Annotated in this window: 23 protein-coding genes and 1 pseudogene; 9 read left to right on the plus strand and 15 right to left on the minus strand. The window is 59.3% G+C overall.

Going from position 1 to position 25,608, the window contains the following annotated elements; translation table 11 throughout:
• Positions 1-49 precede the first annotated feature (49 nt).
• Genes H7A76_RS14480 through tldD form a run of 3 tightly spaced genes read left to right on the plus strand, consistent with a single transcriptional unit; the run spans position 50 to position 6,220 of the window.
• On the plus strand, positions 50-3,853 hold the full coding sequence (locus tag H7A76_RS14480) for a YhdP family protein (protein WP_185699118.1): 3,804 nt from the start codon (positions 50-52) through the stop codon (positions 3,851-3,853).
• Between the two features lie 58 nt (positions 3,854-3,911).
• Positions 3,912-4,751, plus strand: coding sequence for a carbon-nitrogen hydrolase family protein (locus tag H7A76_RS14485; protein WP_185699119.1), 840 nt, complete (start codon positions 3,912-3,914; stop codon positions 4,749-4,751).
• 26 nt (positions 4,752-4,777) lie between these two features.
• Entirely contained in the window at positions 4,778-6,220 is a 1,443-nt protein-coding gene (tldD, locus tag H7A76_RS14490) for a metalloprotease TldD (protein WP_185699120.1), read from the plus strand.
• Between the two features lie 49 nt (positions 6,221-6,269).
• On the opposite strand, the gene yjgA is transcribed toward tldD, so the two are convergent.
• Complete coding sequence (gene yjgA / locus H7A76_RS14495) at positions 6,270-6,791, minus strand: ribosome biogenesis factor YjgA (protein ID WP_185699121.1); 522 nt, start codon at positions 6,789-6,791, stop codon at positions 6,270-6,272.
• Positions 6,792-6,899: 108 nt separating this feature from the next.
• Between yjgA and pmbA the strand changes: the two genes are divergently transcribed.
• Positions 6,900-8,246 carry a metalloprotease PmbA gene (gene pmbA, locus H7A76_RS14500; protein ID WP_185699122.1) on the plus strand — a complete coding sequence of 449 codons (1,347 nt, stop codon included), beginning with the start codon at positions 6,900-6,902 and terminating at the stop codon, positions 8,244-8,246.
• 231 nt (positions 8,247-8,477) lie between these two features.
• Here pmbA and H7A76_RS14505 read toward each other — a convergent pair whose 3' ends face one another.
• From H7A76_RS14505 to H7A76_RS14530, 6 genes are all read right to left on the minus strand, one after another.
• Complete coding sequence (locus H7A76_RS14505; protein WP_185699123.1) at positions 8,478-9,458, minus strand: fimbrial protein; 981 nt, start codon at positions 9,456-9,458, stop codon at positions 8,478-8,480.
• A gap of 83 nt (positions 9,459-9,541) precedes the next feature.
• The gene (locus H7A76_RS14510) at positions 9,542-10,042 is read right to left on the minus strand and encodes a FimD/PapC C-terminal domain-containing protein (RefSeq protein WP_221775231.1); all 501 of its coding nucleotides are present in this window, start codon (positions 10,040-10,042) and stop codon (positions 9,542-9,544) included.
• Between the two features lie 85 nt (positions 10,043-10,127).
• On the minus strand, positions 10,128-11,126 hold the full coding sequence (locus H7A76_RS14515) for a fimbrial protein (RefSeq protein ID WP_185699125.1): 999 nt from the start codon (positions 11,124-11,126) through the stop codon (positions 10,128-10,130).
• Positions 11,127-11,212: 86 nt separating this feature from the next.
• Entirely contained in the window at positions 11,213-13,792 is a 2,580-nt protein-coding gene (locus H7A76_RS14520; RefSeq protein ID WP_185699126.1) for a fimbria/pilus outer membrane usher protein, read from the minus strand.
• Between the two features lie 14 nt (positions 13,793-13,806).
• Entirely contained in the window at positions 13,807-14,589 is a 783-nt protein-coding gene (locus H7A76_RS14525) for a molecular chaperone (RefSeq protein ID WP_185699127.1), read from the minus strand.
• Positions 14,590-14,756: 167 nt separating this feature from the next.
• A complete protein-coding gene (locus H7A76_RS14530; protein WP_185699128.1) occupies positions 14,757-15,293 on the minus strand; it encodes a fimbrial protein in 537 nt (178 codons plus the stop codon).
• Between the two features lie 902 nt (positions 15,294-16,195).
• On the opposite strand from H7A76_RS14530, the pseudogene H7A76_RS14535 reads away from it, so the two are divergent.
• The 5 genes and pseudogenes from H7A76_RS14535 (at position 16,196) to H7A76_RS14555 (ending at position 19,974) form a co-directional block, all read left to right on the plus strand.
• Positions 16,196-16,591, plus strand: a pseudogene (locus H7A76_RS14535) (FagA protein).
• The gene (locus H7A76_RS14540; RefSeq protein ID WP_185699129.1) at positions 16,584-17,960 is read left to right on the plus strand and encodes an aspartate ammonia-lyase; all 1,377 of its coding nucleotides are present in this window, start codon (positions 16,584-16,586) and stop codon (positions 17,958-17,960) included. The pseudogene H7A76_RS14535 and the gene H7A76_RS14540 overlap by 8 nt, the downstream one beginning before the upstream one ends.
• 27 nt (positions 17,961-17,987) lie before the next feature.
• Entirely contained in the window at positions 17,988-18,437 is a 450-nt protein-coding gene (locus tag H7A76_RS14545; RefSeq protein WP_185699130.1) for a hypothetical protein, read from the plus strand.
• Position 18,438: 1 nt separating this feature from the next.
• On the plus strand, positions 18,439-19,050 hold the full coding sequence (locus H7A76_RS14550) for a superoxide dismutase (RefSeq protein ID WP_185699131.1): 612 nt from the start codon (positions 18,439-18,441) through the stop codon (positions 19,048-19,050).
• A gap of 30 nt (positions 19,051-19,080) precedes the next feature.
• On the plus strand, positions 19,081-19,974 hold the full coding sequence (locus H7A76_RS14555; protein ID WP_185699132.1) for a ZIP family metal transporter: 894 nt from the start codon (positions 19,081-19,083) through the stop codon (positions 19,972-19,974).
• A gap of 28 nt (positions 19,975-20,002) precedes the next feature.
• Here the strand turns inward: H7A76_RS14555 and H7A76_RS14560 are convergent, their stop codons facing one another.
• The 8 genes from H7A76_RS14560 to lptC all read right to left on the minus strand — a co-directional run bounded on the left by H7A76_RS14560 (position 20,003) and on the right by lptC (position 25,600).
• On the minus strand, positions 20,003-20,275 hold the full coding sequence (locus H7A76_RS14560; protein ID WP_060837549.1) for an HPr family phosphocarrier protein: 273 nt from the start codon (positions 20,273-20,275) through the stop codon (positions 20,003-20,005).
• A 16-nt stretch (positions 20,276-20,291) separates the two neighbouring features.
• Positions 20,292-21,149 (minus strand): RNase adapter RapZ, encoded by an 858-nt coding sequence (gene rapZ, locus H7A76_RS14565; RefSeq protein WP_185699133.1) that lies wholly within the window; start codon positions 21,147-21,149, stop codon positions 20,292-20,294.
• 2 nt (positions 21,150-21,151) lie between these two features.
• Positions 21,152-21,616, minus strand: a complete 465-nt coding sequence (ptsN, locus tag H7A76_RS14570) for a PTS IIA-like nitrogen regulatory protein PtsN (RefSeq protein ID WP_085596311.1) — start codon at positions 21,614-21,616, stop codon at positions 21,152-21,154.
• Between the two features lie 12 nt (positions 21,617-21,628).
• A complete protein-coding gene (hpf, locus tag H7A76_RS14575; RefSeq protein ID WP_016966642.1) occupies positions 21,629-21,934 on the minus strand; it encodes a ribosome hibernation-promoting factor, HPF/YfiA family in 306 nt (101 codons plus the stop codon).
• A gap of 160 nt (positions 21,935-22,094) precedes the next feature.
• Positions 22,095-23,588, minus strand: a complete 1,494-nt coding sequence (locus H7A76_RS14580) for an RNA polymerase factor sigma-54 (RefSeq protein ID WP_185699134.1) — start codon at positions 23,586-23,588, stop codon at positions 22,095-22,097.
• Between the two features lie 182 nt (positions 23,589-23,770).
• On the minus strand, positions 23,771-24,496 hold the full coding sequence (gene lptB, locus H7A76_RS14585; protein ID WP_022642325.1) for an LPS export ABC transporter ATP-binding protein: 726 nt from the start codon (positions 24,494-24,496) through the stop codon (positions 23,771-23,773).
• A complete protein-coding gene (gene lptA, locus H7A76_RS14590; protein WP_053134140.1) occupies positions 24,496-25,041 on the minus strand; it encodes a lipopolysaccharide transport periplasmic protein LptA in 546 nt (181 codons plus the stop codon). The genes lptB and lptA overlap by 1 nt, the downstream gene beginning before the upstream one ends.
• Positions 25,028-25,600: an LPS export ABC transporter periplasmic protein LptC gene (gene lptC, locus H7A76_RS14595; RefSeq protein ID WP_185699135.1), complete on the minus strand. Its 573-nt coding sequence runs from the start codon at positions 25,598-25,600 to the stop codon at positions 25,028-25,030. Before lptC ends, lptA begins: the two co-directional genes overlap by 14 nt.
• Positions 25,601-25,608: the final 8 nt, after the last annotated feature.

Raw genomic sequence — 25,608 nt, forward strand, 5'->3', positions numbered from 1 at the left:
CGGCTGGCTTCAGCTTTTTGCATGACATTTGCCATGGGAGCCAACTGACATGGAGCGGCTGATCCGCTTGTTCACCACACTGATCCGCTGGGGGCTGGGCCTCTGTGCGCTGGCGCTGGTGGCGACTGCCCTGTACGTCAGCCTGGGTCGGGAGCTGACGCCCTTGGTAGCCGAATACCAGGCCGAGGTCGAGGCCAAGGTCCAGGACGCCGTCGGCCTGCCCGTGCATATCGGCAGCCTGGAGGGGCGCTGGAGCGGCCTGTCGCCGATCCTTGTGGCCCATGACGTGATGGTGGGCGAGGGTGCCAATGCCCTGCGCCTGGATCGGGTCAGCGTCGCCCCGGACATGCTCGGCAGCCTCTTGGCCCGTGACTTGCGGATCGGTCATCTGGAGCTCAGCGGCCTGAGCCTGAGCTTCAAGGAAGGCGCGGACGGCCAGTGGCAGCTCGAAGGCCTGCCGGTGCAGCAAGACCAGCCCATGGAGCCGGCACAACTGTTGTCGCGCTTGCAGCAACTGGCGGAACTCTCGGTGCTGGACAGCCAGGTCACCTTGCTGCCCCGCGATCACCAGCCGCTCGCCCTGTCGTATGTCGGCCTCAACTTGCGCACCGGACCTAGCCGGCAACGCCTGGACTTGCGTCTGAACCTGCCGGACGGCCAGCCCCTGGCCTTGAGCCTGCGCACGCGGATCCGCGCCGAGGCCTGGCGCGATGCCCAGGCCGAGCTGTATCTGAGCCTGCCGCAAAGCGACTGGGCCCGCTGGCTGCCACCGCGCCTGACCCAGCAATGGAAGTTCTCGCAGCTCAAGGCCGGTGGCGAACTGTGGCTCAGCTGGGGCCAGGGCACCGTGCAAAGCGCGGCGCTGCGCCTCAATGCACCGCAACTGACCGGAGCCTACGCCGCGCGCACCCCGGTGACCCTGAAGAACCTGGCGCTCAACGCCAACCTGCAGCGCAACGCCCAGGGCCTGCAAGTGCAACTGGACTCCCTGGCCTTGAACCTGGGGCAGACCCGTTGGGAATCGCGCCTGCAATTGCAGCAGCGCAACGCCAGCGGGCAGAACGAAGAACTCTGGCACCTGCAAGCCGACCGCCTGGACCTGGCGCCCATCACCCCGATCCTCGATGCGCTGGCCCCCTTGCCCGAGGGCGTGGCCACGGCTGTCGACCACCTCAAGGTCACTGGCGGGCTGCGCAATGTGTTGCTGGACTACCGACCCCAGGCCACCGGCGACGAGCGCCTGAGTTTCGCCGCCAACCTCGATCGTGTCGGTTTCGATGCCTACCACGGCGCTCCCGCGGCACGTAACGTCAGTGGCAGCATCAGCGGCAACCTGGGCAAGGGCGAGCTGCGCATGGACAGCAAGGACTTCTCCTTGCACCTGTACCCGATCTTCGCCAAGCCCTGGCAGTACATCCAGGCCAACGCGACGTTGACCTGGAAGCTCGACCAGGAAGGTTTCACCCTGATCGCCCCCTATCTGAAGGTGCTGGGCGAGGAAGGCAAGATCGCCGGCGACTTCCTGATCCGCCTGCACTTCGATCATGCCCAGGAAGACTACATGGACCTGCGGGTCGGCCTGGTGGACGGCGATGGGCGCTATACCGCCAAGTACCTGCCCCAGGTGCTCAACCCGGCGGTGGATGAATGGCTGCGCACGGCGATCCTCAAGGGCGCGGTGGACCAGGGGTTCTTCCAGTACCAGGGCTCGCTGAACCACGACGCCATCGAGGCCGCGCGCAGCATCAGCCTGTTCTTCAAGGTGCATGATGCCGAATTGGCCTTCCAGCCGGGCTGGCCGCACCTGACCAAGGTCAACGGCGATGTGTTCATCGAAGGCAGCCGGGTGCGTATCGTCGCCAGCAAGGGCCAGTTGCTCGATACCAAGGTGCGCGATGTGTTCGTCAACATCCCCCATGCGCCGGACGGGCAAAGCTCGCACATGTACATCGACGGCGACTTTGCCGGTGGCCTGGGCGATGGCCTGAAGATCCTCCAGGAGGCGCCGATCGGCACCGCCTCGACCTTCGCGGGTTGGCAAGGCGAGGGCGACCTGCAAGGCAAGGTGGACCTGGATATCCCCCTGGCCAAGGGCGAAGAGCCGAAGATCGTGGTGGACTTCAAGACCGACAAGGCCCGTCTCAAGCTCAGCGAGCCACCGCTGGAGCTGACTCAGCTCAAGGGCGACTTCCGCTTCGACAGCGCCAAGGGCTTGAGTGGCGATGGGATCAGTGCCCAGGCTTTCGAGCGGCCGCTGACGGCGCAGATCTTCGCCGATGGCCGCGCCGGCAAGCTCACTACCCGGGTGGTGGCCAAGGGACAGGTGGCGGTCAAGAAGCTTACCGACTGGTTGCAGGTCAGCCAGCCATTGCCGGTGTCTGGCGAATTGCCGTTCCAGTTGCAGTTGAACCTCGATGGCGCCGACAGCCAGCTGATGGTCAGCTCCAGCCTCAAGGGCGCCGTGGTGGACCTGCCGGCGCCATTCGGCATGTCCGCCAATACCGGGCGCAACAGCGTGTTTCGCATGACCTTGCAAGGGGCCGAGCGTCGCTACTGGTTCAGTTACGGCGACCTGGCGGGTTTCACCTTCGCCGCGCCCACTGGCAAGTTCGCCGAAGGCCGGGGGGAGTTGTTCCTCGGTGGCAGCGATGCCCAGTTGCCGACGGTCAAGGGCCTGCGGGTGCGAGGCGTGTTGTCGGAGCTGGATGTCGAACCCTGGAAGGCCCTGGCCGACCGCTATGCCGGGCAAGATCCTGGAGGCAGTGCCAAGCAATTGCTCAGCAGTGCGGACTTCAAGGTCGGCAAGCTCACGGCCTTCGGCAGCACCCTGGACCAGGTCAACTTGTTACTGACTCGCAAGCCCGGCGCCTGGGAGCTGCAGATCGATAGCCAGCAGGCCAAGGGCAATGTCGGTATTCCCGACGCCAAGGCGGCGCCCATGGCCATCGACATGCAGTACATCCGCCTGCCGGCTGTCGACCCGACGGTCCAGGCCGATGAAAACGCTCCTGATCCCCTGGCTTCGGTGGACCCCAAGAACGTGCCGCCGCTGGACATCTCCATTGCCCAGCTGTTCCAGGGCCCGGACCTGATTGGCCGCTGGGCGCTCAAGGTCCGGCCCACGCCCACGGGCATGTCGTTCAATAGCTTGAACCTCGGGCTCAAGGGCATGTTGCTCGAAGGCGAGGGCGGCTGGGAGGGGCAGGCCGGTGCCAGCAGCAGTTGGTACCGGGGGCGCATCGGCGGCAGGAACCTGGCTGATGTGCTCAAGGGCTGGGGCTTTGCCCCTACGGTCACCAGCGAGGACTTTCACCTGGACGTCGATGGCCGTTGGCCTGGCTCGCCGGCCTGGGTTGGCTTGAAGCGCTTTTCCGGCAGCCTCGATGCGACCCTGAGCAAGGGGCAGTTCGTCGAGGTCGAAGGCGGTGCCCAGGCCCTGCGGGTGTTCGGCCTGCTGAATTTCAACTCCATTGGCCGGCGCCTGCGCCTGGACTTCTCCGACCTGTTCGGCAAGGGCCTGAGCTACGACCGGGTGCGGGGCGTGCTGGCGGCCAGCAATGGGGTGTACGTCACCCGGGAACCCATCGCGCTCACCGGCCCATCGAGCAACCTGGAGCTCAACGGCACCCTGGACATGGTGGCCGACCGGGTGGACGCCAAGCTGCTGGTGACCCTGCCGGTGACCAACAACCTGCCGATCGCTGCCCTGATCGTCGGGGCCCCGGCGGTGGGCGGGGCGTTGTTCCTGATCGACAAGCTGATCGGCGACCGCGTAGCGCGCTTCGCCAGCGTCAAGTACAACGTCAAGGGGCCGTGGAAAGAGCCGAAGATCACCTTCGACAAGCCGTTTTGAGCATTCTCGGCTGGCGTCCATGGAGTAGCATGGCGCTCTACCCAATATGGAGTTCGCCATGTCTCTTGCGGTGATTCAAATGGTCAGCCAGAGCGCTGTGCTGGCCAACCTGGCACAGGCCCGCGGCCTGTTGGAGCGAGCCGCTGCCGGTGGGGCGAAGCTGGCGGTGCTGCCGGAAAACTTCGCCGCCATGGGCCGCCGGGACATGGCCGCCATCGGGCGCGCCGAAGCCCTGGGCGAAGGTCCGATCCTGCCCTGGTTGAAACAGGCCGCCCGCGACCTCAGGTTATGGATAGTCGCCGGCACCTTGCCGTTGCCACCCCAGGATCAGCCCGAGGCCAAGTCCAATGCCTGCTCGCTACTGGTGGATGACCAGGGGCAAGTGGTGGCGCGCTACGACAAGCTGCACCTGTTCGATGTCGACGTGGCGGACAATCGCGGGCGCTATCGCGAATCCGATGACTATGCTCATGGGAACCGGGTGGTGGTGGCGGATACGCCGGTGGGGCGCCTGGGGTTGACGGTCTGCTACGACCTGCGTTTTCCCGAGCTCTACAGCGAATTGCGCGCTGCCGGGGCAGAGCTGATCACCGCGCCCTCGGCCTTTACCGCCGTGACCGGGGCCGCCCACTGGGAAGTATTGATTCGTGCCCGGGCCATCGAGACCCAGTGCTACCTGCTGGCGGCGGCCCAGGGCGGAGTGCACCCCGGTCCCCGCGAGACCTACGGGCATGCGGCGATCGTCGACCCCTGGGGGCGGGTGCTGGCCGAGCAGGACCAGGGCGAAGGCGTGCTGCTGGCCGAGCGTGACAGCAGCGAACAGGCGTCCATCCGGGCGCGGATGCCGGTGTTCAGCCACCGGCGCATTTTCTCGCAAGGCGTTCAACGGCTTGCATAAGTACGACGAATTTAAGGCCAAAGCATATGAGCGGGTTGTTGTCCTCAGTCAGTGAACATCTCCTAGCCCCTGGCGGCGTGACCATCGAAAGCCTGCAAGGCGTGCTGGGCGACCTGGCAGGTCCGGGCATCGATGCTGCCGACCTGTACTTCCAGGGGCAGATTTCCGAGTCCTGGTCGCTGGAGGACGGGATCGTCAAGGAAGGCAGCTTCAACCTCGACCAGGGTGTCGGGGTGCGCGCGCAGTCCGGCGAGAAGACCGGTTTCGCCTATAGCAATGCGATCACCCTGGAGGCCCTCGGCCAGGCCGCTCGCGCGGCGCGTTCGATTTCCCGGGCCGGACAGAACGGCAAGGTACAGGCGTTCTCTACCCAGGACGTGGCGCAGTTGTATGCCCCGGACAATCCGCTGGAGGTCATCAGCCGTGCCGAGAAGGTCGAGCTGCTCAAGCGCGTGGACGCCGCGACCCGGGCCCTGGACCCACGCATCCAGCAGGTCAGCGTGAGCATGGCCGGGGTCTGGGAACGGATCCTGGTGGCCTCCACCGATGGCGGCCTGGCGGCGGACGTACGGCCGCTGGTGCGCTTCAACGTCAGCGTCATCGTCGAGCAGAACGGCCGGCGCGAGCGTGGTGGCCATGGTGGTGGCGGGCGTACCGACTACCGTTATTTCCTCAGCGAGGACCGGGCCATGGGTTACGCCCGCGAGGCGCTGCGCCAGGCGCTGGTCAACCTGGAAGCGATTCCGGCTCCAGCCGGCACCTTGCCCGTGGTACTGGGCTCCGGTTGGTCCGGGGTGCTGTTGCACGAAGCCGTGGGCCACGGCCTGGAAGGCGACTTCAACCGCAAGGGCAGTTCGGCCTACAGTGGCCGCATCGGCGAGATGGTCGCCTCCAAGCTCTGCACCATCGTTGACGACGGCACCCTGGCCGGGCGTCGTGGTTCGCTGAGCGTGGACGATGAGGGCACTCCCACCCAGTGCACCACCTTGATCGAGAACGGCGTGCTCAAGGGTTATATGCAGGACAAGCTCAATGCGCGCCTGATGGGCGTGGCCCGCACCGGCAACGGTCGTCGAGAGTCTTATGCCCATTTGCCCATGCCGCGCATGACCAACACCTACATGCTGGGCGGCGAAAGCGACCCGGCGGACATCATCGCCTCGGTGAAGAAGGGCATCTACTGCGCCAACCTCGGCGGCGGCCAGGTGGATATCACCAGCGGCAAGTTCGTGTTCTCCACCAGCGAGGCGTACCTGATCGAGGACGGCAAGATCACCGCGCCGGTCAAGGGCGCGACCCTGATCGGCAACGGCCCGGAGGCCATGAGCCGGGTATCGATGGTGGGCAACGACCTGTCCCTGGACAGTGGCGTCGGCACCTGCGGCAAGGACGGGCAGTCCGTACCGGTAGGCGTCGGCCAGCCGACCCTGAAGATCGATGCGATCACGGTGGGCGGCACAGGGGCGTGATTGGGCAAGGGACGGCTGGGCTGCCTGGGCGGCCCAGCCGGAACAAGGCTCAGCGCAGGCCGCGCTGGGTCTCGTCGACGTCGCGGATGTACTTGAAGATCTTGCGGCTGGTGGCAGGGGGCTTGTTATGGGCCACCTCGTGCTGGGCCTGGCGGATCAGCGAGCGTAGTTGCTGGCGATCGGCTTCGGGGTATTCGCTGACGAACTTGTCCAGCACGTCGTCGCCGCCGGCGATCAAGCGGTCGCGCCAACGTTCCAGGTTATGGAAGCGTTCGTTGTATTGCCGGGTGGAGGCATCGAGTTGATCGAGCAACTGCAAGATGGCGTCGATGTCCTGGTCCCGCATCAGCTTGCCGATGAATTGCAGGTGGCGTTTACGGGCGATATGGGCGACATGCTTGGGGGCTTCCGCCAGGGCCCGACGCAGGGCGTCGGTCAATGGCAGTTTGGCCTGCAGATCGGGCTTGAGAGTGGTAAGGCGCTCGCCGAGATCAACCAGAGCATGCAGCTCGCGTTTGACCTGGGATTTGCTTTTCTCCCCATCGAGGGAGTCGTCGTAAGAATCAACCATGGTGGCAGTCCGCAAAGAAACGCCGCCATGATAACCAGTCGAGGGCCGCTTGTCCGGCCCGGTCGCTCGCCGGCCTTAATCGAAAGCAGAATTTGAGTGGAGAACACCATGAGTGCAGCACAAAGCGTCGGCCCGCAGGCTTTGCCGGCATTGCAGGAGCAGGTCGAGCAGATCATCGCCGAAGCGCGACGCCAGGGAGCTAGCGCCTGTGAAGTGGCGGTCTCCCTGGAACAGGGCCTGTCGACTTCGGTGCGCCAGCGGGAAGTGGAGACCGTGGAGTTCAACCGCGACCAGGGCTTTGGCATCACCCTCTATGTGGGCCAGCGCAAGGGCTCGGCCAGCACCTCCGCCAGTGGCCCGGACGCCATCCGTGAAACCGTGGCCGCGGCCCTGGCGATTGCCAGGCATACTTCCGAGGACGAAGCCTCGGGCCTGGCCGATGCGTCCCTGATGGCTCGCGAGGTGCGGGATTTCGATCTGTTCCATGCCTGGGACATCACTCCCGAGCAGGCCATCGAGCAAGCCCTGGCCTGTGAGGCGGCGGCCTTTGCCGCGGATGCGCGAATCAAGAATGCCGACGGCACCACGCTGAACACTCACCAGGGCTGCCGGGTATATGGCAACAGCCACGGCTTTATCGGTGGCTACGCATCCACCCGCCACAGCCTGAGTTGCGTGATGATCGCCGAGGCCGATGGCCAGATGCAGCGCGACTACTGGTATGACGTCAATCGCCAGGGCCAACTGTTGGCGGATCCGGTGAGCATCGGCCAGCGTGCGGCCCAACGTGCCGCCAGCCGCCTGGGCGCCCGTCCGGTGCCTACCTGCGAAGTCCCTGTGCTGTTTTCCGCCGAGCTGGCTGGCGGCTTGTTCGGCAGCTTCCTGGGGGCGATTTCCGGCGGCAACCTGTATCGCAAGTCGTCGTTCCTCGAGGGCGCCCTGGGCCAGCAGCTGTTCCCGCAATGGTTGACCATCGACGAGCGTCCGCACCTGCTGCGCGCCATGGGCAGCTCGGCCTTCGATGGCGATGGCCTGGCCACCTACGCCAAGCCCTTCGTCAAGGATGGCGAGTTGGTGTCCTACGTATTGGGCACTTATTCGGGACGCAAGCTGGGCATGCCAAGCACCGCCAACGCCGGGGGCGTGCATAACCTGTTCGTCACCCATGGCGATGAAGACCAGGCCGCCTTGCTGCGACGCATGGGGCGTGGGCTGCTGGTCACCGAGCTGATGGGGCAGGGCTTGAACATGGTCACTGGGGATTACTCCCGGGGCGCCGCCGGGTTCTGGGTAGAGAACGGTGAGATTCAGTTCCCGGTGCAGGAAGTGACCATTGCCGGCAACCTGCGGGATATGTTCAAGCAGATCGTCGCCGTGGGTAACGACCTGGAGCTGCGCAGCAACATCCGCACCGGCTCGGTACTGATCGAACGCATGACCGTTGCCGGTAGTTGATTGCGGCAAGCTTCGATAAACAAACGCCACCTTTGCAGGTGGCGTTTTTTATTGCATGACTTTCACGCACAAATTCTCAGGGCTACTCCAAGTTCGCCTTAGCGTGGTTGAGGCTGCTCATTGTTGTTGGCGAGCGGCCCTTACATTTGATTTTCTGTACGTTTCTTTGAGACCAGTATGCTCGCGCGGACCGGGTGAAGTGTCGGGGGTGTCTGGAGTGAATCGTTCTGATCACTTGTATTCGATAGTAAAGAAGGCCGTGCCGTTTGCCTGCCCAGGTGTAATGGTGTTAAGTGTCTGGATATACCTTGCCGTGTAGTTAAGATCATATGTATTCAGGGCTGGACCAACGAAAGTATCTTGTCCGAACTTTATTGGAGTTTGCTGGCTGTCTGTAATCTGAATGCCCACGCCCTTTGCGCTGGTCTGGCTGTCATCGAGCAAGATGACGCCATCCCTGCCATTCGGGTCTTTTTTGTTGGCGTCGAATTTTAAGTAAACAGTGTTTATCGTGCTTTTTGCGCTGACATTACAGTCCAGGCGAATTTTGAAGTTGGATCCTGCTGTGGTGCTATTCACTCCCCTGAACGTTGATAGGGGGATCTTTCCTAATGGAACTTGAACGAATTTTGATTCATTCGAAACAATACACGGGGAAGTAGTGATGACAGAGGCGTCCCCGCCTGCCAACATTAGACGAATGAGAGCTTTGTTGTCTCCATCTCCGGAATACTCAGCATATATACCTCCTGCTAATGGACCGGAGCCGGTTTTATCTGCGATTTTTATTATCTCAATAGTAAACATGTCCGCTGCTGGAATAGACCAGCTACCTTCGCTATAAAAACCGCTATATGGGATTATAGTTCTTCCCCAAGAAAAGCGTACACCTACTCCAGGAACATCCGTTGTATAAACTTTCTGAAAGCCTGGAGCTAGTCCAGAGTCTTTGGTTATTCGAAATGAAACACTGCCACCGTTTTTGCAGATGTGGGGAATTAGCGGGGGAATAAGTGGCTTGACGGATTTTTTGTACAGAATATCTCCGACTTTTGACTCCAGTGGGATATTTAATTTTCCAATATCCAGCATTGCTGTTACCTGAGTCCATTTTTCTGGTGCGCGACAAGCCGCGTAGGCCCCTGAAGATGCGCCGAATGCGAAAAGTCCAATGCACAGTATTTTTGAATATTTGGTGATTAAGCTGCTCATTTGAGATGCCTTGATGTTATATAAATTTACTGTATTGAATAATATTAATGCTCGAGGGTTGAGTTTTAAGTTTGGAAAAAGAGTCAATGGCATTGTCCGCTTAGTTCGCGAATCGGTCTTGGGCTTTCATTCTTGGTAAATTGGTAAGGTATCGTGCACTGATCTTTCTCATTTCGACTCCACATCACCCGCAGGTTGCCTTTTTCACTTGCACCGGTCACGAAGGCCTGTCCGTCTGGACCGACAATGCCAACTTCCTGCCCGAGTTCATTCTCGATCTTGGAACCGAATGGCAACGGCGAGCCGTCCTTGTTTGTCAGTGTCATCATCAGGCGGTAGCCGACCGATGTGGCGAACTTGGCCTTCACCACGGCGCCTCGGGTCGGTACGACGTCCAGGGCCGCATTCTTGACTTCTACCTCGTCGCCCAAATCGCCGGTCAGCAGCGCCAGGCGGTTGACTCGGTATGGACTCAGGTTGGGAATCACGGCGTCACCGGATTTGTCGGTACGCACGCCAGGGCGGATCTCGAAGCCGACGTCATTGGCCTTGGGGGCCTGGGCCAGTGCGATGGTTTCACCCATTTGATTTTCTGTGTGTTTCTTTGAGACCAGTATGCTCGCGCGGACCGGGTGAAGTGTCGGGGGTGTCTGGAGTGAATCGTTCTGATCACTTGTATTCGATAGTAAAGAAGGCCGTGCCGTTTGCCTGCCCAGGTGTAATGGTGTTAAGTGTCTGGATATACCTTGCCGTGTAGTTAAGATCATATGTATTCAGGGCTGGACCAACGAAAGTATCTTGTCCGAACTTTATTGGAGTTTGCTGGCTGTCTGTAATCTGAATGCCCACGCCCTTTGCGCTGGTCTGGCTGTCATCGAGCAAGATGACGCCATCCCTGCCATTCGGGTCTTTTTTGTTGGCATCGAATTTTAAGTAAACAGTGTTTATCGTAGTGTTTGCACTGACATTACAGTTCAGGCGAATTTTGAAGTTGGACCCTACTGCTGTGCTGTTTACCCCATTGAACATTGACAGGGAGATTTTCCCTAATGGTACTTGAACAAATTTTGACTCATTCGAAACAACGCATGGGGGAGTAGTGATGACGGAGGCTTCCCCGCCTGCCAACATTATTCGAGCGAGAGCTTTGTTGTCTCCATCTCCGGAATATTCAGCATATATACCTCCTGCTAATGTACCGGAGCCGGTTTTTTCTGCGATTTTTATTATTTTAATATTAAGGCCTTCCTTTGAATTAAACCACAAGCTGGCTTCGCCCCTATTAGTGGTAAAAGGAATTATATATTCTCTTTCAGTAGGCGATATCAAAGTAAAGCGTACACCTACTCCAGGAACATCCGTGGTGTAGACGTTTTGAAAGCCTGGAGCTAGTCCATAGTCTTTGGTTATTCGAAATGAAAGTATGCCGCCGCCGTCTTTGCAGATATAAGTCATTTGCTCGGGGATAAATGGTTTGACTGTTTTTGTGTACAGAATATCTCCTACTTTTGAAGTTAGTGGGATATTTAATTTTCCAATATCCAGCATTGCTGTTTTCAGAGTCCATTGCGGTAGTGCATAACAAGCCGCGTTGGACCCAGCGGATACGCCGAATACGAAAAGTCCAATGCACAGTATCTTTGAATATTTGGCGATCAAACTGCTCATGTGGGATGCCTTGATGTTATATGAATTTTATTGCATTGAATGATGCTAATGCTTGGAGGGTTTAAGTATTGAGTTTGGAGAAAGAGTCAATGGCATTGTCCGCTTAGTTCGCGAATCGGTCTTGGGCTTTCATTCTTGGTAAATTGGTAAGGTATCGTGCACTGATCTTTCTCATTTCGACTCCACATCACCCGCAGGTTGCCTTTTTCACTTGCACCGGTCACGAAGGCCTGTCCGTCTGGACCGACAATGCCAACTTCCTGCCCGAGTTCATTCTCGATCTTGGAACCGAATGGCAACGGCGAGCCGTCCTTGTTTGTCAGTGTCATCATCAGGCGGTAGCCGACCGATGTGGCGAACTTGGCCTTCACCACGGCGCCTCGGGTCGGTACGACGTCCAGGGCCGCATTCTTGACTTCTACCTCGTCGCCCAAATCGCCGGTCAGCAGCGCCAGGCGGTTGACTCGGTATGGACTCAGGTTGGGAATCACGGCGTCACCGGATTTGTCGGTACGCACGCCAGGGCGGATCTCGAAGCCGACGTCATTGGCCTTGGGGGCCTGGGCCAGTGCGATGGTTTCACCCAGGGGCTGGGAAAGAGTCAGTCCCTCGCCATGTACCAGCACGCCTCCGGCCATGCCTATGGTGGTCTGGCCGTAGCCACGGCCTTGCGAGCGTCCAAGGTCAAGCCGGCCAATGGACGACAGGTAGCTCATGTTCGCGCTACTGCTGGTGCCCGATTGGTTCGAATCGTCGCCCGTCACGTTGTAGGTCAGGCGGTTGTCGTCGAGGGCCGAACCGTACACGCTCGCCTGCTGGACAAGCTGGTCGTTGTTGTCCTTCATCACCATGTACTGCGCGCTGGAACGTGTATCGCCCAGTGGAAGGGACAGCGTCAGCATGAGCTGGCGATTGGAGGCAGCGTCCAGGTGGGTGCTGTGGTTATAGAACAGGTTGAAGCTCAGCTTCTGGTAGGAACCGGAGTAACCGACCTGGACCAGGCGATCCCTGGAGTTGCTGTTCCAATAGCTCTGCTGGCGAGCCGAGGTGTGAAGCGTTCCCCATTTGCCCAGCGATTGCGCCAGTTCAAAACGCAATTCGTTGCGACGGTTGTTGAAGAGTCGCCCATCCAGCACATCCTGCATCTGAACCGCTTCCTGGAGCGTCCGGTAATCACTGGTGGAGTATCGATAGCCGGCAACGCGGAAGTTGGTATTGGTCTTCTCGAACGTCTTGGCGTACAGAAAACGCAACGACTGGCCGTTGAACGTTTGATCATCTCGGTCAGTGGTGCGGGCATGGGAGATGTCGAACGAGAGCGCGCCGAAACTGCGCAGGTTCTTGCCTACCCCGGACAATGCGGATTGATATTTATCCGCGAGGATGGTCCCACCGTAAATCGAGAAATCCTGTGCCAGGCCGCGCGCGAGAGTGCCCTGCACCAGCGTCGGGCGTTCCTTGCCTCGCGATGAGCCATAGCCACTACGATACTGGCCAGCTGTGGCGCTGTAGCGCCAGGAGCCTTCGCGCAGCAGCGTTGGCACGGCGGAAAACGCTTGTGCATAACGCGTTTCGCGCCCGTCCGATTCAGTGATGATGACTTCGAGATCTCCACTCGACGAAGTAGGGTAGAGGTCGTCCAGTACGAAAGGTCCGGGGGCGACATAGGTGCTGTAGATGAGGTAGCCGTTCTGGCGTACTTCTACCCGCGCGTTGGTTTGTGCCACGCCTCGGATGGTGGGTGCGTATCCTTGTTGGCTGTCCGGGAGCATCGCGTCATCGGAACTCAGTTGTACGCCGCGAAACTGCACGCTATCGAAGAAGTTACCCGGCGTATTGCCGTCGCCAATGACCAACTGGCCGCGAATCGATGCAATATCGCGCTGCAAGTAGGTATTGATGGCCTGCCAGCGACCTTGCCCATCCATGCTGCGGTTGTAGGTCGAGAAATGCCGGAAGCGCCAGTCATCGATATTGAAACCGCCGCGAAAACCACCGAAGTAGGTATCACGCTCCAATCTGTTGGGCGCAGTCGTGCTATCGAAAACGTTCTGCTGCACAGGGCTGGCGGTATTCCCGCGCAGGTTATTACCGTCGTAGCGCGAGAAGCTGAGTTGATAGTCGAGCATGGCTGCGTTGATGCCCTTGTCCCAGCGATCCGGGCTGATGGCGCCACGTGCGGAGCGCTTGAGTGCCGCCTGCGGGATGCCCAGGAAAAGACGCTGGTTGCCGGCGTCGTAACTTACAGTGGCTTGTGCGATCGCTTTGCCCAGATCAATACAGGTATCGGCCGGCGTGGTCGCCATTGCCGGGAAAGCGGTCATATTTACGCCCCAGCCCTCGAGCAGGGGACGCGTCAAGCAAGGTTTAGCGTCCTGTGCATCGTCCTCCTGCTTGATGAAGCGCACTTCGTTTTGTCCGATGCTACTGTCGTTGAGCACCGCGTCCACCCTGTAGATACCCGGCAAAACGCGGTTGCCAAACGAGAACACCGACAGGTCGGCACTTGGCTGGTCGCCACCGATGCTGAGGAATTGCTCGTTGAATACAGTACCCGCCTGACTCTTGCCGAATGCACCTTGACTGGCCATCGCGAATACGAAGGCACACAGCGGTAATCCCACTGCGCGTGCGGAAGTAGGGTTGAAAGAAGAGGTCACTGTCATGACCCTGCGAGCCATCATTGCTTAACGGTCAGCGTTGTGACCGGCTCGATAGGTAAGACGATCGGATTGACTGCAACGGGTACTGTCGCCCGTTCTTCTAGTGTCTCCCCACCGTAGTCATTGATTGTGGTGAATCTGACATCGATACTTTTTTGTATCTGTACTGCATTCAATGAATAAATGGATTCTCCCTTGGGAGGAACCATCTGCGCGTTGATTTCCTGTTGGCCCTGATTGATCTTCAAGCTGGTAAATGTGACGTGGTAGGGTGTTGGGTTTTCTATCTTCAACACTGAGTTTGCGTTGTTCTTCCCTGGTATGACTGCCCACTTCAATTTATGACGTGATTCTGCAGGCTTGCCTTCCAGGTCTGATGGCCGATAGAACAACTTGATGCGTGTGCGCATTGCAATTTGAAGAACGTTGTCTTCCTTTGCTTTTTCTGGAATCTCCTTGACGTTCAACCAGAATACGGACTCTCTATCGGTTGGCAGATTATTGGAGATTCGCATGATGCGTAGAATGTTCTCCATTCCTGGATCCAGGCGCGACAACGGAGGGGTGACCACGAACGGAGTCTTGGTCTTTCCCTCGCCGGCATCGACCCATGCCTGTATCACATAGGGGGCTCGACCAGCGTTCTTTACCGGAATGGATGCTTCTCGATCCTGCTCGCCTAGAATCACTCGTGTACCACCAAGGGTCACACTCGCGAAAACAGGTGCTGCTGCAAAAACTACTAAGCCGGCACCGAATAAAAGTTTATTGGCCAATCTCAAGCCATTCTTCTTCAGCATGAATCTATCCCGATAATTGCTGGCCGCCAAACACGCTTCATCGCAGGAGTTAAAACTCCTGGGTTCCTATATGTGAACTTGTTAAAGGCGGTCTGGCGAAAGTATGTACTTATTAATGCGCACAAAAATCGCCCAGCCGTCTGCGAGACAACTGGGCGAATTCAGTATTACTTGTAGTTCACTGTGAACTGAGCAGTCGCGTTACCTGTACCGGCTGTTACTTTGTCGGCAGTGGAAACATAGACCGCTTGGAACTTCAGGGGGTTGTCACCCTGGACCAGGGTGTATTGGGCCGATTCGGAACCTACCGGGATTTTGGTACCAGCGGAGTCACCGAGTTCTATCGCTACACCGGTGGCTGATCCGCCTGACATTTCATTCGCGCCGATGCGCAGGTTGTCCGATACGGTCGTATCGGTGGTGCCGTTAAAGGTCAATGTCGCCCCTTTGGCGCTTGCGCCACAATTCAGTAGCTCGATGCTGAAGCGTGCTGGTGTGGCTTTCTTGCCAGCACCGCCATCCAGGGTCGCACGTGAAACCTTGCCTAGCGGAACAGTCAAGACTTGGCTGTTGGGAGAGATCGAACAAGGGGTATCGACGATTTCTCCAAAGAAGTTGATCGTCCCATCGGCAGCGAGTGCTGCCTGGGACATGAGAGCGATGACGGCTGTAGCGGAAAGCTTGGTGATAATGAGTTTTTTCATTTTATTCTCGAAGAATTAAAAATTGTTTAGGGGTAGTGAGTACTGTCGTTTTATGTGTCTAGAAATTGACCTCTCTTGTGTTAGTCCTAGTGGCATTTATTTCGAATCATTGGGGTAGGGTTGAGTTGGGGTCTTATTAGTTGAAGGGGGCTGGCGCATTGGGTGCGGTGAAGGATCGAGAATTTACTGTTCGGACGATATAGGACAAGTATTCTGCCTTGAGTGGGATTTTTCCTCAGGCACCATCAGAGCTACTGATACCAATTAAGTCTTGCGTTGTGATAGTTATGTGTTTGCGCGTTGAGTTTCGCGGTGCTACTAGTCATTGCTGATTTTGGCTGAACTTGTGGGCGTTTCACGACTGAGGTGAATCAGGCAGTTCTCAAGCATAAGCCTTATGCCGAGGCCATTTATTTTTTAATTTCTAGGCGAGGGTTCTCGAACCGGATGTCGAGCAGCCAATATTGTTGAGTTTGAGTGTGCCAGGTGTTCGTGAAGTTTAGGATGTTAAACTTTTGCAATTAAGTTTTCAGTAGGTAGGGAGCTGCAGTATTTGCCGATCTGGGCGGACTGTTCGTGTTATTGGAAAAAGTAATTGTTCGTGCGGGAGTTAAATACTTTGATATGTGTTTGCAGATTTTAATTTGAGTTCCAATTATCACTTGTCGAGATCGCTTAATCTCGGATGTGGGGCCACGAAATGGCCGGGGGGCGACCTTGCGCACATTTGCAGCAAATTTTGCCTTTCGGGTTTTCGTCAAGCATGGCTGCGATGGACAGATTCCTCCCTCGGCAGTGAGGGTTGAGACGGCTACAAGCTCTGGATAAAATTTGTACAGCTAGATTGATTTGATTCTCAATATCATTTAATAATGAAAACCATTATTCAATGAGCCCAGGTCATGAGTTCTGCCTTGCACGAGCAGCCTTACCTTGAAAGCTGGCGCTGGATGAGCCGCCAGATCCGTTGCGCACTGGACCCGGACGAACCCCGTCTGATCGAGCATTACCTGGCCGAGGGGCGATACCTGGCCTGTTGCACGGCCACATCCGCCTGGACCGTTGCCGAAACCTCCTTCCGCTTGTTGATCGATACCGCGACCGATACCGCGTTGCCCTGGCACTGACGCAGCTTGTGCCTGGACCAGGCGTGGCGACCTCTGCGCGATATGGAGCGGTTGTCGTTGTGCAAGTGCCGGCTCAAGCGCTGGCAAAGCCATGCCTGGCGACTGGCGACCTGTTCGCTGTTGCCTTCCATTCCCCTGATTGAACTGGTGCAAGGATTTCCCGATGAGTAATACCCGTATCGAACGCGACAGCATGGGCGAGTTGCAGGTTCCGGAGCAGGCGTTGTATGGCGCGCAGACCCAGCGTGCGGTGCATAACTTTCCTATCAGCGGGCAGCGCATGCCGCGGGCTTTCATCCGGGCGCTGATCCTGGCCAAGGCCGCGGCGGCCAGGGCCAACGTCGAGCTGGGCCAGATCAGCCAGTCCCAGGGCAAGGCCATCGTCGATGCCGCCCAGGGGCTGCTGGAAGGTGACTTCATGCAGCACTTCCCGGTGGATGTGTTCCAGACCGGTTCCGGTACCAGTTCCAACATGAATGCCAACGAAGTGCTGGCGACCCTGGCCAGCCGGTTGCTGGGCGAGGGGGTCAACCCCAATGACCATGTGAACTGTGGCCAGAGCAGCAACGACATCATTCCCACCACCATCCATGTCAGTGCCGCCCTGACCTTGCACGAGCAACTGTTGCCGGCCTTGGTGCACCTGGTCGAGGTCATTGAGCGCAAGGCGTTGGAGGTGCACTCGTTCGTCAAGACCGGCCGCACCCACCTGATGGATGCCATGCCGGTACGCATGAGCCAGGTGCTGGAGGGGTGGGCGCAGCAGCTCAAGGCCAACATCGCGCATCTGCAGGATTTATTGCCGAGCCTGCAGGCCCTGGCCCAGGGCGGCACCGCCGTAGGTACGGGGATCAACGCGCATCCGGAGTTCGCCGCGCGTTTCAGCCGGCAGTTGAGCGAGCTGACCCAGGTGCAGTTCACCCCGGGCAAGAACCTGTTCGCCCTGATCGGCTCCCAGGACACCGCGGTAACCGTCTCCGGGCAACTGAAGGCAACGGCGGTTTCGCTGATGAAGATCGCCAACGACTTGCGCTGGATGAACTCGGGACCACTGGCCGGGTTGGGGGAAATCGAGCTGGAGGGCTTGCAACCTGGTTCGTCGATTATGCCTGGCAAGGTCAATCCGGTGATTCCGGAGGCGACGGCGATGGTGGCGGCCCAGGTGATCGGCAACGACAGCGCCATTACCGTGGCCGGGCAGTCGGGCAACTTCGAGCTCAACGTGATGCTGCCGATCATTGCCCAGAACCTGCTGGGCAGTATCGAGTTGCTGGCCAACTCCAGCCGCCTGCTGGCAGACAAGGCTATCGCCAGCTTCAAGGTCAATGAAGCGAAGCTCAAGGAAGCGCTCTCGCGCAACCCGATCCTGGTGACCGCCCTCAATCCGATCATCGGTTACCAGAAGGCCGCGCAGATCGCCAAGACCGCCTACAAACAGGGGCGTCCGGTGATCGATGTGGCACTTGAGCACACCGATTTGTCGCGCAGCCAACTGGAGATCCTGCTGGACCCGGAGAAACTCACCGCAGGCGGCGTGTAATCCCCGATAGCGCTTTGGAGGCCGATCATGGAGCACTGGAAACGCACGATTGAAAGGGCCAATCGCCTGTTCATGCAGGACGAGTTGGTGGATGCCCGTGAGTTCTACCTGCAAGCGCTGGCATTGGCCCAGGTGCTGTTCGAGCGCTGGCCTGATGCCGACGAAGCGGTGGCGGCCTGCGTGATCTCCCACCACAACCTGGCGGACCTGCATTTACGCCTGAATCAGCCGCAGGAGAGCGCGGAGTATCTTTGCGCTATCCACCAGCGCTTGTTGCAGGCCATGCAGGACAACCGCTTGCCCCTGGCGTTGCGTGAAGCGGCCCTGCGCCAAAGCAGCAAGACCTACCTCGAGCTGCTCAATTTCATCGGTGAGCACGGTGCATATCCCCGTTCCCATCGCTTGCTGGACAACAACGTCGCGCGGCTGTCACCAGGCAGCCCGCTATTCGACAGCCCCTCTTATGGAGTGCACTGATATGTCCTTTACCTTGCCTGCCTTGCCTTATGCCTACGACGCCCTGGAGCCGCATATCGATGCGCAAACCATGGAGATCCACTACACCAAGCACCACCAGACCTACATCAATAACCTCAATGCCGCGGTAGAAGGCACTGAATGGGCCGAGTGGGAGGTGGAGAGGCTGGTGGCCAGCATCCAGCAGTTGCCGGAAGGGTTGCGCGCCGCGGTAATCAACCAGGGAGGCGGCCACGCCAACCATTCGCTCTTCTGGGCGGTGATGACGCCTGCTGGCGGAGGCAAGCCTGATGGTGCGCTGGCGCAGGCCATCGATCGGCACCTGGGTGGTTTCGAGAGCTTCAAGGAGGCTTTCACCAAGGCCGCGCTGACCCGTTTCGGCAGCGGCTGGGCCTGGCTCTGCGTGACCCCGGAGAAAATCCTGGTGGTGGAAAGCAGCGGTAACCAGGACAGCCCGCTGATGAATGGCAACACACCGATTCTCGGCCTGGACGTCTGGGAGCACGCCTACTATTTGCGCTACCAGAATCGCCGGCCCGAATACATCAATGCCTTCTACAACGTGATCAATTGGCCCGAAGTTGCCCAGCGTTACCACGCCGCGATGGCCTGATTTTTCCTTGGATAACAAATAAGGCCGACTATGGGCACGGAGATATTGGCGATCAGCAGCGGACGGATGTTTCGTTATGCCTTCGGTTCGCTGCTGCTGTTGGCGGGTACCGCATTGCTGGTGGCTCAGGGACTGAACTGGCTGGCCCTGGAGCCACGCTTGTTACGTGCCCTGCAGGGGGGCTCGATCTGCGCCCTTGGCACAGCCCTGGGAGCGGTGCCGGTGCTGGTGATCCGCAAGATGCCAATCGCGGTGGGCGATACGCTGCTCGGCTTCGGCGCCGGGGTGATGCTGGCGGCGACGGCGTTTTCGCTGATCGTGCCGGGCATCGCCGCGGCCCAGGACCTGGGGTTGTCGGCCTGGGGCGCCAGTGGCCTGGTCTGCGCCGGGATCATGCTGGGCGCTCTCGGCCTGTTCCTGATGGACCTCAAGATTTCCAGCGGCGGTTCGCAGACCCTGGTGGGCACGCCGGAGCATCCGGTCATTGCACCGCGGATCTGGTTATTCGTCTTCGCCATCATGGCCCACAACATTCCAGAAGGCATGGCGGTCGGAGTGTCGGCCGGCGGCGGCATGGCCGACGCGGATAGCCTGGCCATGGGTATCGCGCTGCAGGATGTGCCGGAAGGGCTGGTAATCGCTCTGGTGTTGGCAGGTGCTGGAATGTCGCGGGTCAGGGCGTTCCTGATCGGCGCTGCTTCTGGCCTGGTGGAGCCAGTCTTCGCCCTGCTTTGTGCCTGGCTGGTGAGCCTGGCACAGGTACTGTTGCCCTTGGGGTTGGCCCTGGCGGCCGGAGCCATGCTGTTGGTGGTGACTCATGAGGTGATCCCCGAGTCCCGGCGCAATGGTCACGAAAGGCTTGCCAGTCTTGGCTTGTGTATCGGTTTTTGCCTGATGATGGTAATGGACACGGCACTCTCTTGAGTGCCGGATGGGTAATGCCCGGGCGGGCTTACTCGCCTTCGTCGAAGTAGTTGTTGATCAAGGCGACCAGAGCATCCAGCGCTTCCTGTTCCTGCTCACCCTCGGTCTTGAGGTGAATCTTGGTGCCCTTGCCGGCGGCGAGCATCATCATGGCCATGATGCTCTTGCCGTCGACCATGGACTCCGGCGTCCGGCCGGCGCGGATCTGGCAGGGAAACTGGCCGGCGACGCCGACGAACTTGGCTGAGGCGCGGGCATGCAGGCCCAGTTTGTTGATGATCTCGATTTCCAGAGCTGGCATCGCGGGATAGATCCTTTCAGCTAAGGTCGCGGTGGCGAACCTGGACGTTCTTCAGGGATTTTTGCAGGACCTGGCCCAGGCGCTCGGTCAGGTACACGGAACGATGGTGTCCACCGGTGCAGCCAATGGCGATGGTCACGTAGGCGCGATTGCTGGCGGCGAAGCGTGGCAACCACTTGAGCAGGTAGCTGGATATGTCCTGGAACATCTCTTCGACATCCGGTTGCGCAGCCAGGTATTGGGCCACGGGAGCATCCAGTCCGGACTGGGCGCGCAGTTCGGGTTTCCAGTATGGATTGGGCAGGCAACGCACATCGAACACCAGGTCGGCGTCCACCGGCATGCCACGCTTGAACCCGAAAGACTCCACCAGGAAGGCGGTGCCTGGCTCGGGCTGGTTCAACAGCCGCAGCTTGATGGTATCCCGCAGCTGATAGAGGTTGAGGTTGGTGGTGTTGACCTTGAGGTCGGCCAGGTCGACGATCGGTCCCAATAGCTGGGTCTCGTCATGGATGGCCTCGGCCAGCGAGCGGTTGGCGCTGCTCAATGGATGGCGCCGGCGGGTTTCCGAGAACCGCTTGAGCAGGGTTTCCTCGTCGGCGTCCAGGTACAGCACATCGCACTGTATGTGCCGGCTGCGTACTTCTTCCAGTAATTCCGGAAAACGCGACAGGTGGCTTGGCAGGTTGCGGGCGTCGATGGACACCGCCACCAGTGGCTGCGCCAACTCGGTATGGATCAACGCACGTTCGGCCAGCTCGGGCAACAGGCCGGCGGGCAGGTTGTCGATGCAGTAGTAGCCATGATCCTCCAGAACATCGAGGGCCGTGCTTTTACCTGAGCCGGAACGGCCGCTGACGATGATCAAACGCATGGTTACCGACCGTTCTGTTCGTCCAGCACGACCTGGTACAAGGCTTCGTTGCTGGTGGCGCTGCGCAGCCGGTCACGAACTTCCTTGCGATCGAGCATGCTGGCGATCTGCCGGAGCAGTTCCAGGTGCGCATCGGTGGCGGCCTCCGGGACCAGCAGTACGAACAGCAGGTCCACGGGGGCGCCGTCGATGGCATCGAAGTCGATCGGGGCGTCCAGGTGCATCAGCGCGCTGATGGGGGACTCGCAGCCTTTGAGGCGGCAATGAGGAATAGCGATGCCGTTGCCGAACCCGGTGGAGCCGAGTTTCTCGCGGGCGATCAGGCTCTCGAAAACGTCCTGCATTTCCAGATCAGGCACTTCACGGCTGATCAGGTTGGCAATTTGTTCGAGGGCGCGTTTTTTACTGCCGCCCGGCACGTTCACCAGGGAACGGCCGGGGGTCAGGATGCTTTCAAGTCGGATCATGGGAGGGGAGTATCAGCGACCCGTGCCTTGGAGAAGGTGGAGTTGCTTTTCCTTATGCTTTTTCAGTTGGCGGTCAAGCTTGTCCGTGAGCAGGTCGATTGCGGCATACATATCGTCATGTTCTGCATTGGCGACGACCTCCCCACCGTGGATGTGCAGGGTCGCTTCGATTTTCTGCTTCAGCTTCTCGACGGCCATGGTGACCTGCACATTGGTGATCTTGTCGAAATGGCGTTCCAGTCGGTCGAGTTTCTCGCCGATGTAGGCGCGCAGGGGTTCGGTCACTTCGAGTTGGTGTCCACTGATGTTGACTTGCATACAGCTTCTCCTTCGTTGCCAGTGCATAACGCGGCAGGCCGTTTTGCCTGCCACCTAGACTGTGTCTGAAACCAGCCTGCACAGCGATCGGGCTACCTTGCCCGATCATCGCTCGGCGGGCCTTCAAACACACTCCGAAACGCTTTGGCCAGCCCGGCGGCTACATCAACCGCTTGCGTTCGCTGGAAGGCGCGATCCCAAGGGATTCGCGGTACTTGGCGACGGTCCTGCGGGCTACCTGAATGCCTTGTGCCTCCAGTAAACCAGCGATCTTGCTGTCACTCAACGGCTTTTTCTGATTTTCCGCGGCCACCAGTTTCTTGATGATCGCGCGGATTGCCGTGGACGAGCATTCACCGCCTTCGGAGGTGCTGACGTGGCTCGAGAAAAAGTATTTCAGCTCATATATGCCCCGTGGGGTATGCATGAATTTCTGCGTGGTCACCCGGGAAATCGTCGATTCATGCATACCCACCGCTTCGGCGATGTCATGCAGGACCAGGGGCTTCATCGCTTCGTCGCCGTATTCCAGGAAGCCGCGTTGGTGCTCGACGATCTGGGTGGCGACCTTCATCAGGGTTTCGTTGCGGCTTTGCAGGCTCTTGATGAACCAGCGGGCCTCCTGCAACTGGTTGCGCATGAAGGTGTTGTCGGCGCTGGTATCGGCGCGGCGCACGAACCCTGCGTACTGGGCGTTGACCCGCAGGCGTGGCACGGATTCCTGGTTCAGCTCCACCAGCCAGCGTTCGTTGTCCTTGCGCACGATGACGTCCGGGACCACGTACTCGGCTTCGCTGGACTCGATCTGCGAACCCGGGCGTGGGTTGAGGCTCTGCACCAGCTCGATGACCTGGCGCAGTTCGTCTTCCTTGAGCTTCATGCGGCGCATCAGTTGGCTGTAGTCGCGGCTGCCCAGCAGGTCGATGTAGTCGCTGACCAGACGCTGCGCCTCGGCCAGCCAAGGGGTTTTCGCCGGCAGCTGGCGCAATTGCAGCAGCAGGCATTCGCCCAGGCTGCGGGCACCGATGCCGGCTGGCTCGAACTGCTGGATGCGATGCAACACGGCCTCGACTTCGTCCAGTTCGATATCCAGTTCGGGGTCGAAGGCTTCGAGAATCTCTTCCAGGGTTTCGTCCAGGTAGCCCTGGTTGTTGATGCAGTCGATCAGGGTCACCGCGATCAGGCGGTCGGTGTCGGACATGGGGGCCAGGTTCAGCTGCCAGAGCAAGTGGCTCTGCAAGCTCTCGCCAGCCGAGGTGCGGGTGGTGAAGTCCCACTCGTCATCATCGCTGCTGGGCAGGCTGCTGGCGCTGGTCTGGTACACATCTTCCCAGGCGGTATCCACCGGCAGCTCGTTGGGGATACGTTCGTTCCATTCACCGTCCTCGAGGCTGTCCACCGTCTGGGTGGTTTCCTGGTAGGAGGGTTCCTGGATCTCGGTGTTGGGTTTGGATTCGGTGTTGTCGGCCAGGGGGTCGCTGTTGTCGAAGTCGTCGCCCTCTTCCTGGCGTTCGAGCATCGGGTTGGACTCCAGGGCTTCCTGGATTTCCTGTTGCAGGTCCAGGGTCGACAGTTGGAGCAGGCGGATGGCCTGTTGCAGCTGCGGTGTCATCGTCAGCTGCTGGCCCATTCTCAGGACTAGCGATGGTTTCATGGCAGGGGCTTAACACCTTAATTGCCGGCGCACATGCGCCATCCACTACAGGGCGCCGGAGCGCCAAACATAAGCAAATTATATGCCTGAAACTGAAGTGTTTGCCTAGAGCGCTGTAACAATAAAGTTTGTGGGGTTTTATCGTCCCCAGCGCCCAGGCAATGGGTCCTGCACCTCAGCCCTTACAGGCGGAACTCATGGCCCAGGTAGACTTCCTTGACCAGTTCGTTGGCCAGGATGGTCTGGGAGTCGCCTTCGGCGATCAGTTGCCCGTCATTGACGATATAGGCGGTTTCACAGATGTCCAGGGTTTCGCGGACGTTGTGGTCGGTGATCAGCACGCCGATCCCCTTGGCCTTGAGGTGATGGATGATCTGCTTGATGTCGCCGACCGAGATCGGGTCCACGCCTGCGAAAGGTTCGTCCAGCAGGATGAACTTGGGGGCGGTGGCCAGGGCCCGGGCGATTTCCACGCGGCGGCGCTCGCCACCGGACAGGCTCATGCCGAGGTTGTCGCGGATGTGGTTGATGTGGAATTCCTGTAGCAGGCTTTCCAGCTCCTGGCGACGGCCAGCCTTGTCCAGTTCCTTGCGAGTCTCGAGGATGGCCATGATGTTGTCGGCCACCGACAGCTTGCGGAAGATCGAGGCTTCCTGGGGCAGGTAGCCGATACCGGCGCGGGCGCGGCCGTGCATCGGCTGGTGGCTGACGTCCAGGTCGTCGATCAGGACCCGGCCCTGGTCGGCCTGGACCAGGCCCACGATCATGTAGAAGCAGGTAGTCTTGCCGGCACCGTTGGGGCCAAGCAGGCCGACGATCTGGCCGCTGTCGATCGACAGGCTGACATCACGCACGACCTGGCGGCTCTTGTAGCTCTTGGCCAAGTGCTGGGCTTTGAGAGTTGCCATTACTGGGCCTTTTGCTCGTCGGTTTTCTTTTTCGGCTGGATGACCATGTCGATCCGCGGACGTGGCGCGGTAACCGAGCTGCCGTTGGCGCGGCCGGCGTTGGCCACTTGCTTGACGGTGTCGTAGACGATCTTCTCGCCTTCGGTGGTGTTGCCATCGTTGATGACCTTGGCCTTGTCGATCAGCACGATGCGGTTCTGCTGGGCATGGTACTGGATGGTCACGGCGTAGGCCTGGACCGGCTTCGGATCGGTTTGCTTCTGCAATTGCTCGAAGTAGGCCAGGTTGCCCACCGAGGTGACCACGTCGATTTCACCGGTCTTGGCTCGGGTGATGGTCACGGTATTGCCGGTGATCTTCATCGAACCCTGGGTGATGATCACGTCGCCCTTGTAGGTGGCCACGCCATTCTTGTCGTCGAGCTGGGCGTCATCGGCCTGGATGCGGATCGGCTGTTGGCTATCGTTCGGCAGAGCCCAGGCGCTCACGCTTCCCAGTGCTGCGCCCAGACTGAGCAAAATAGGGAGGGTTTTAACGAGCCTCATACTGTCCTCTTACGTTCGATAGCAGGTTCATCCTGCCGTCTTTCAAATACGCTTTCATTCCCTTGGCCGTGGTCACGCCGTCGGCGCCGTCGATTCTAACGGCTTGCTCGGTCTGCGCATATTGCTTCTGCGGGAATACTGTCATGCGGCTGGTGGTGATCAGCAGGTTGCGATTTCTCTCGTCGGTGCGGGCCACCCGGACCGAATCGATCAGCTCGACTTCGGTGCCATCGGGGTTGACCTCGCCACGCTCGCTCTGGACATGCCACGGGTAGGTAGTGCCTCGATACATCTGCAGGTCCGGCTTGGTCATCAGGGTCACTTCGCTGGCCTTGATGTGCTCGACCTTGTCCGAGGTCATCTCGTACTGGAGCTTGCCATCGGGCAGGTACTGCACGCTGTGGGCGTTGATCACGAAATAATCGATGGCGCTTTCGTCGACCTGCACCACAGGCTTGTCGAGAAACCGTTCCGGGCTGATGTTCCAGTAACCGACCGCCGCGAACAGCAGGGCGATGGTCCCGAAGATCAGGATGTTGCGAATTTTTTTGCTCAGCATCGGCGGGG

Origin of the sequence: Pseudomonas sp. MSSRFD41, from assembly GCF_014230245.1 — a bacterium.
In the GTDB taxonomy this organism is placed as follows: Bacteria; Pseudomonadota; Gammaproteobacteria; order Pseudomonadales; family Pseudomonadaceae; genus Aquipseudomonas; species Aquipseudomonas piscis.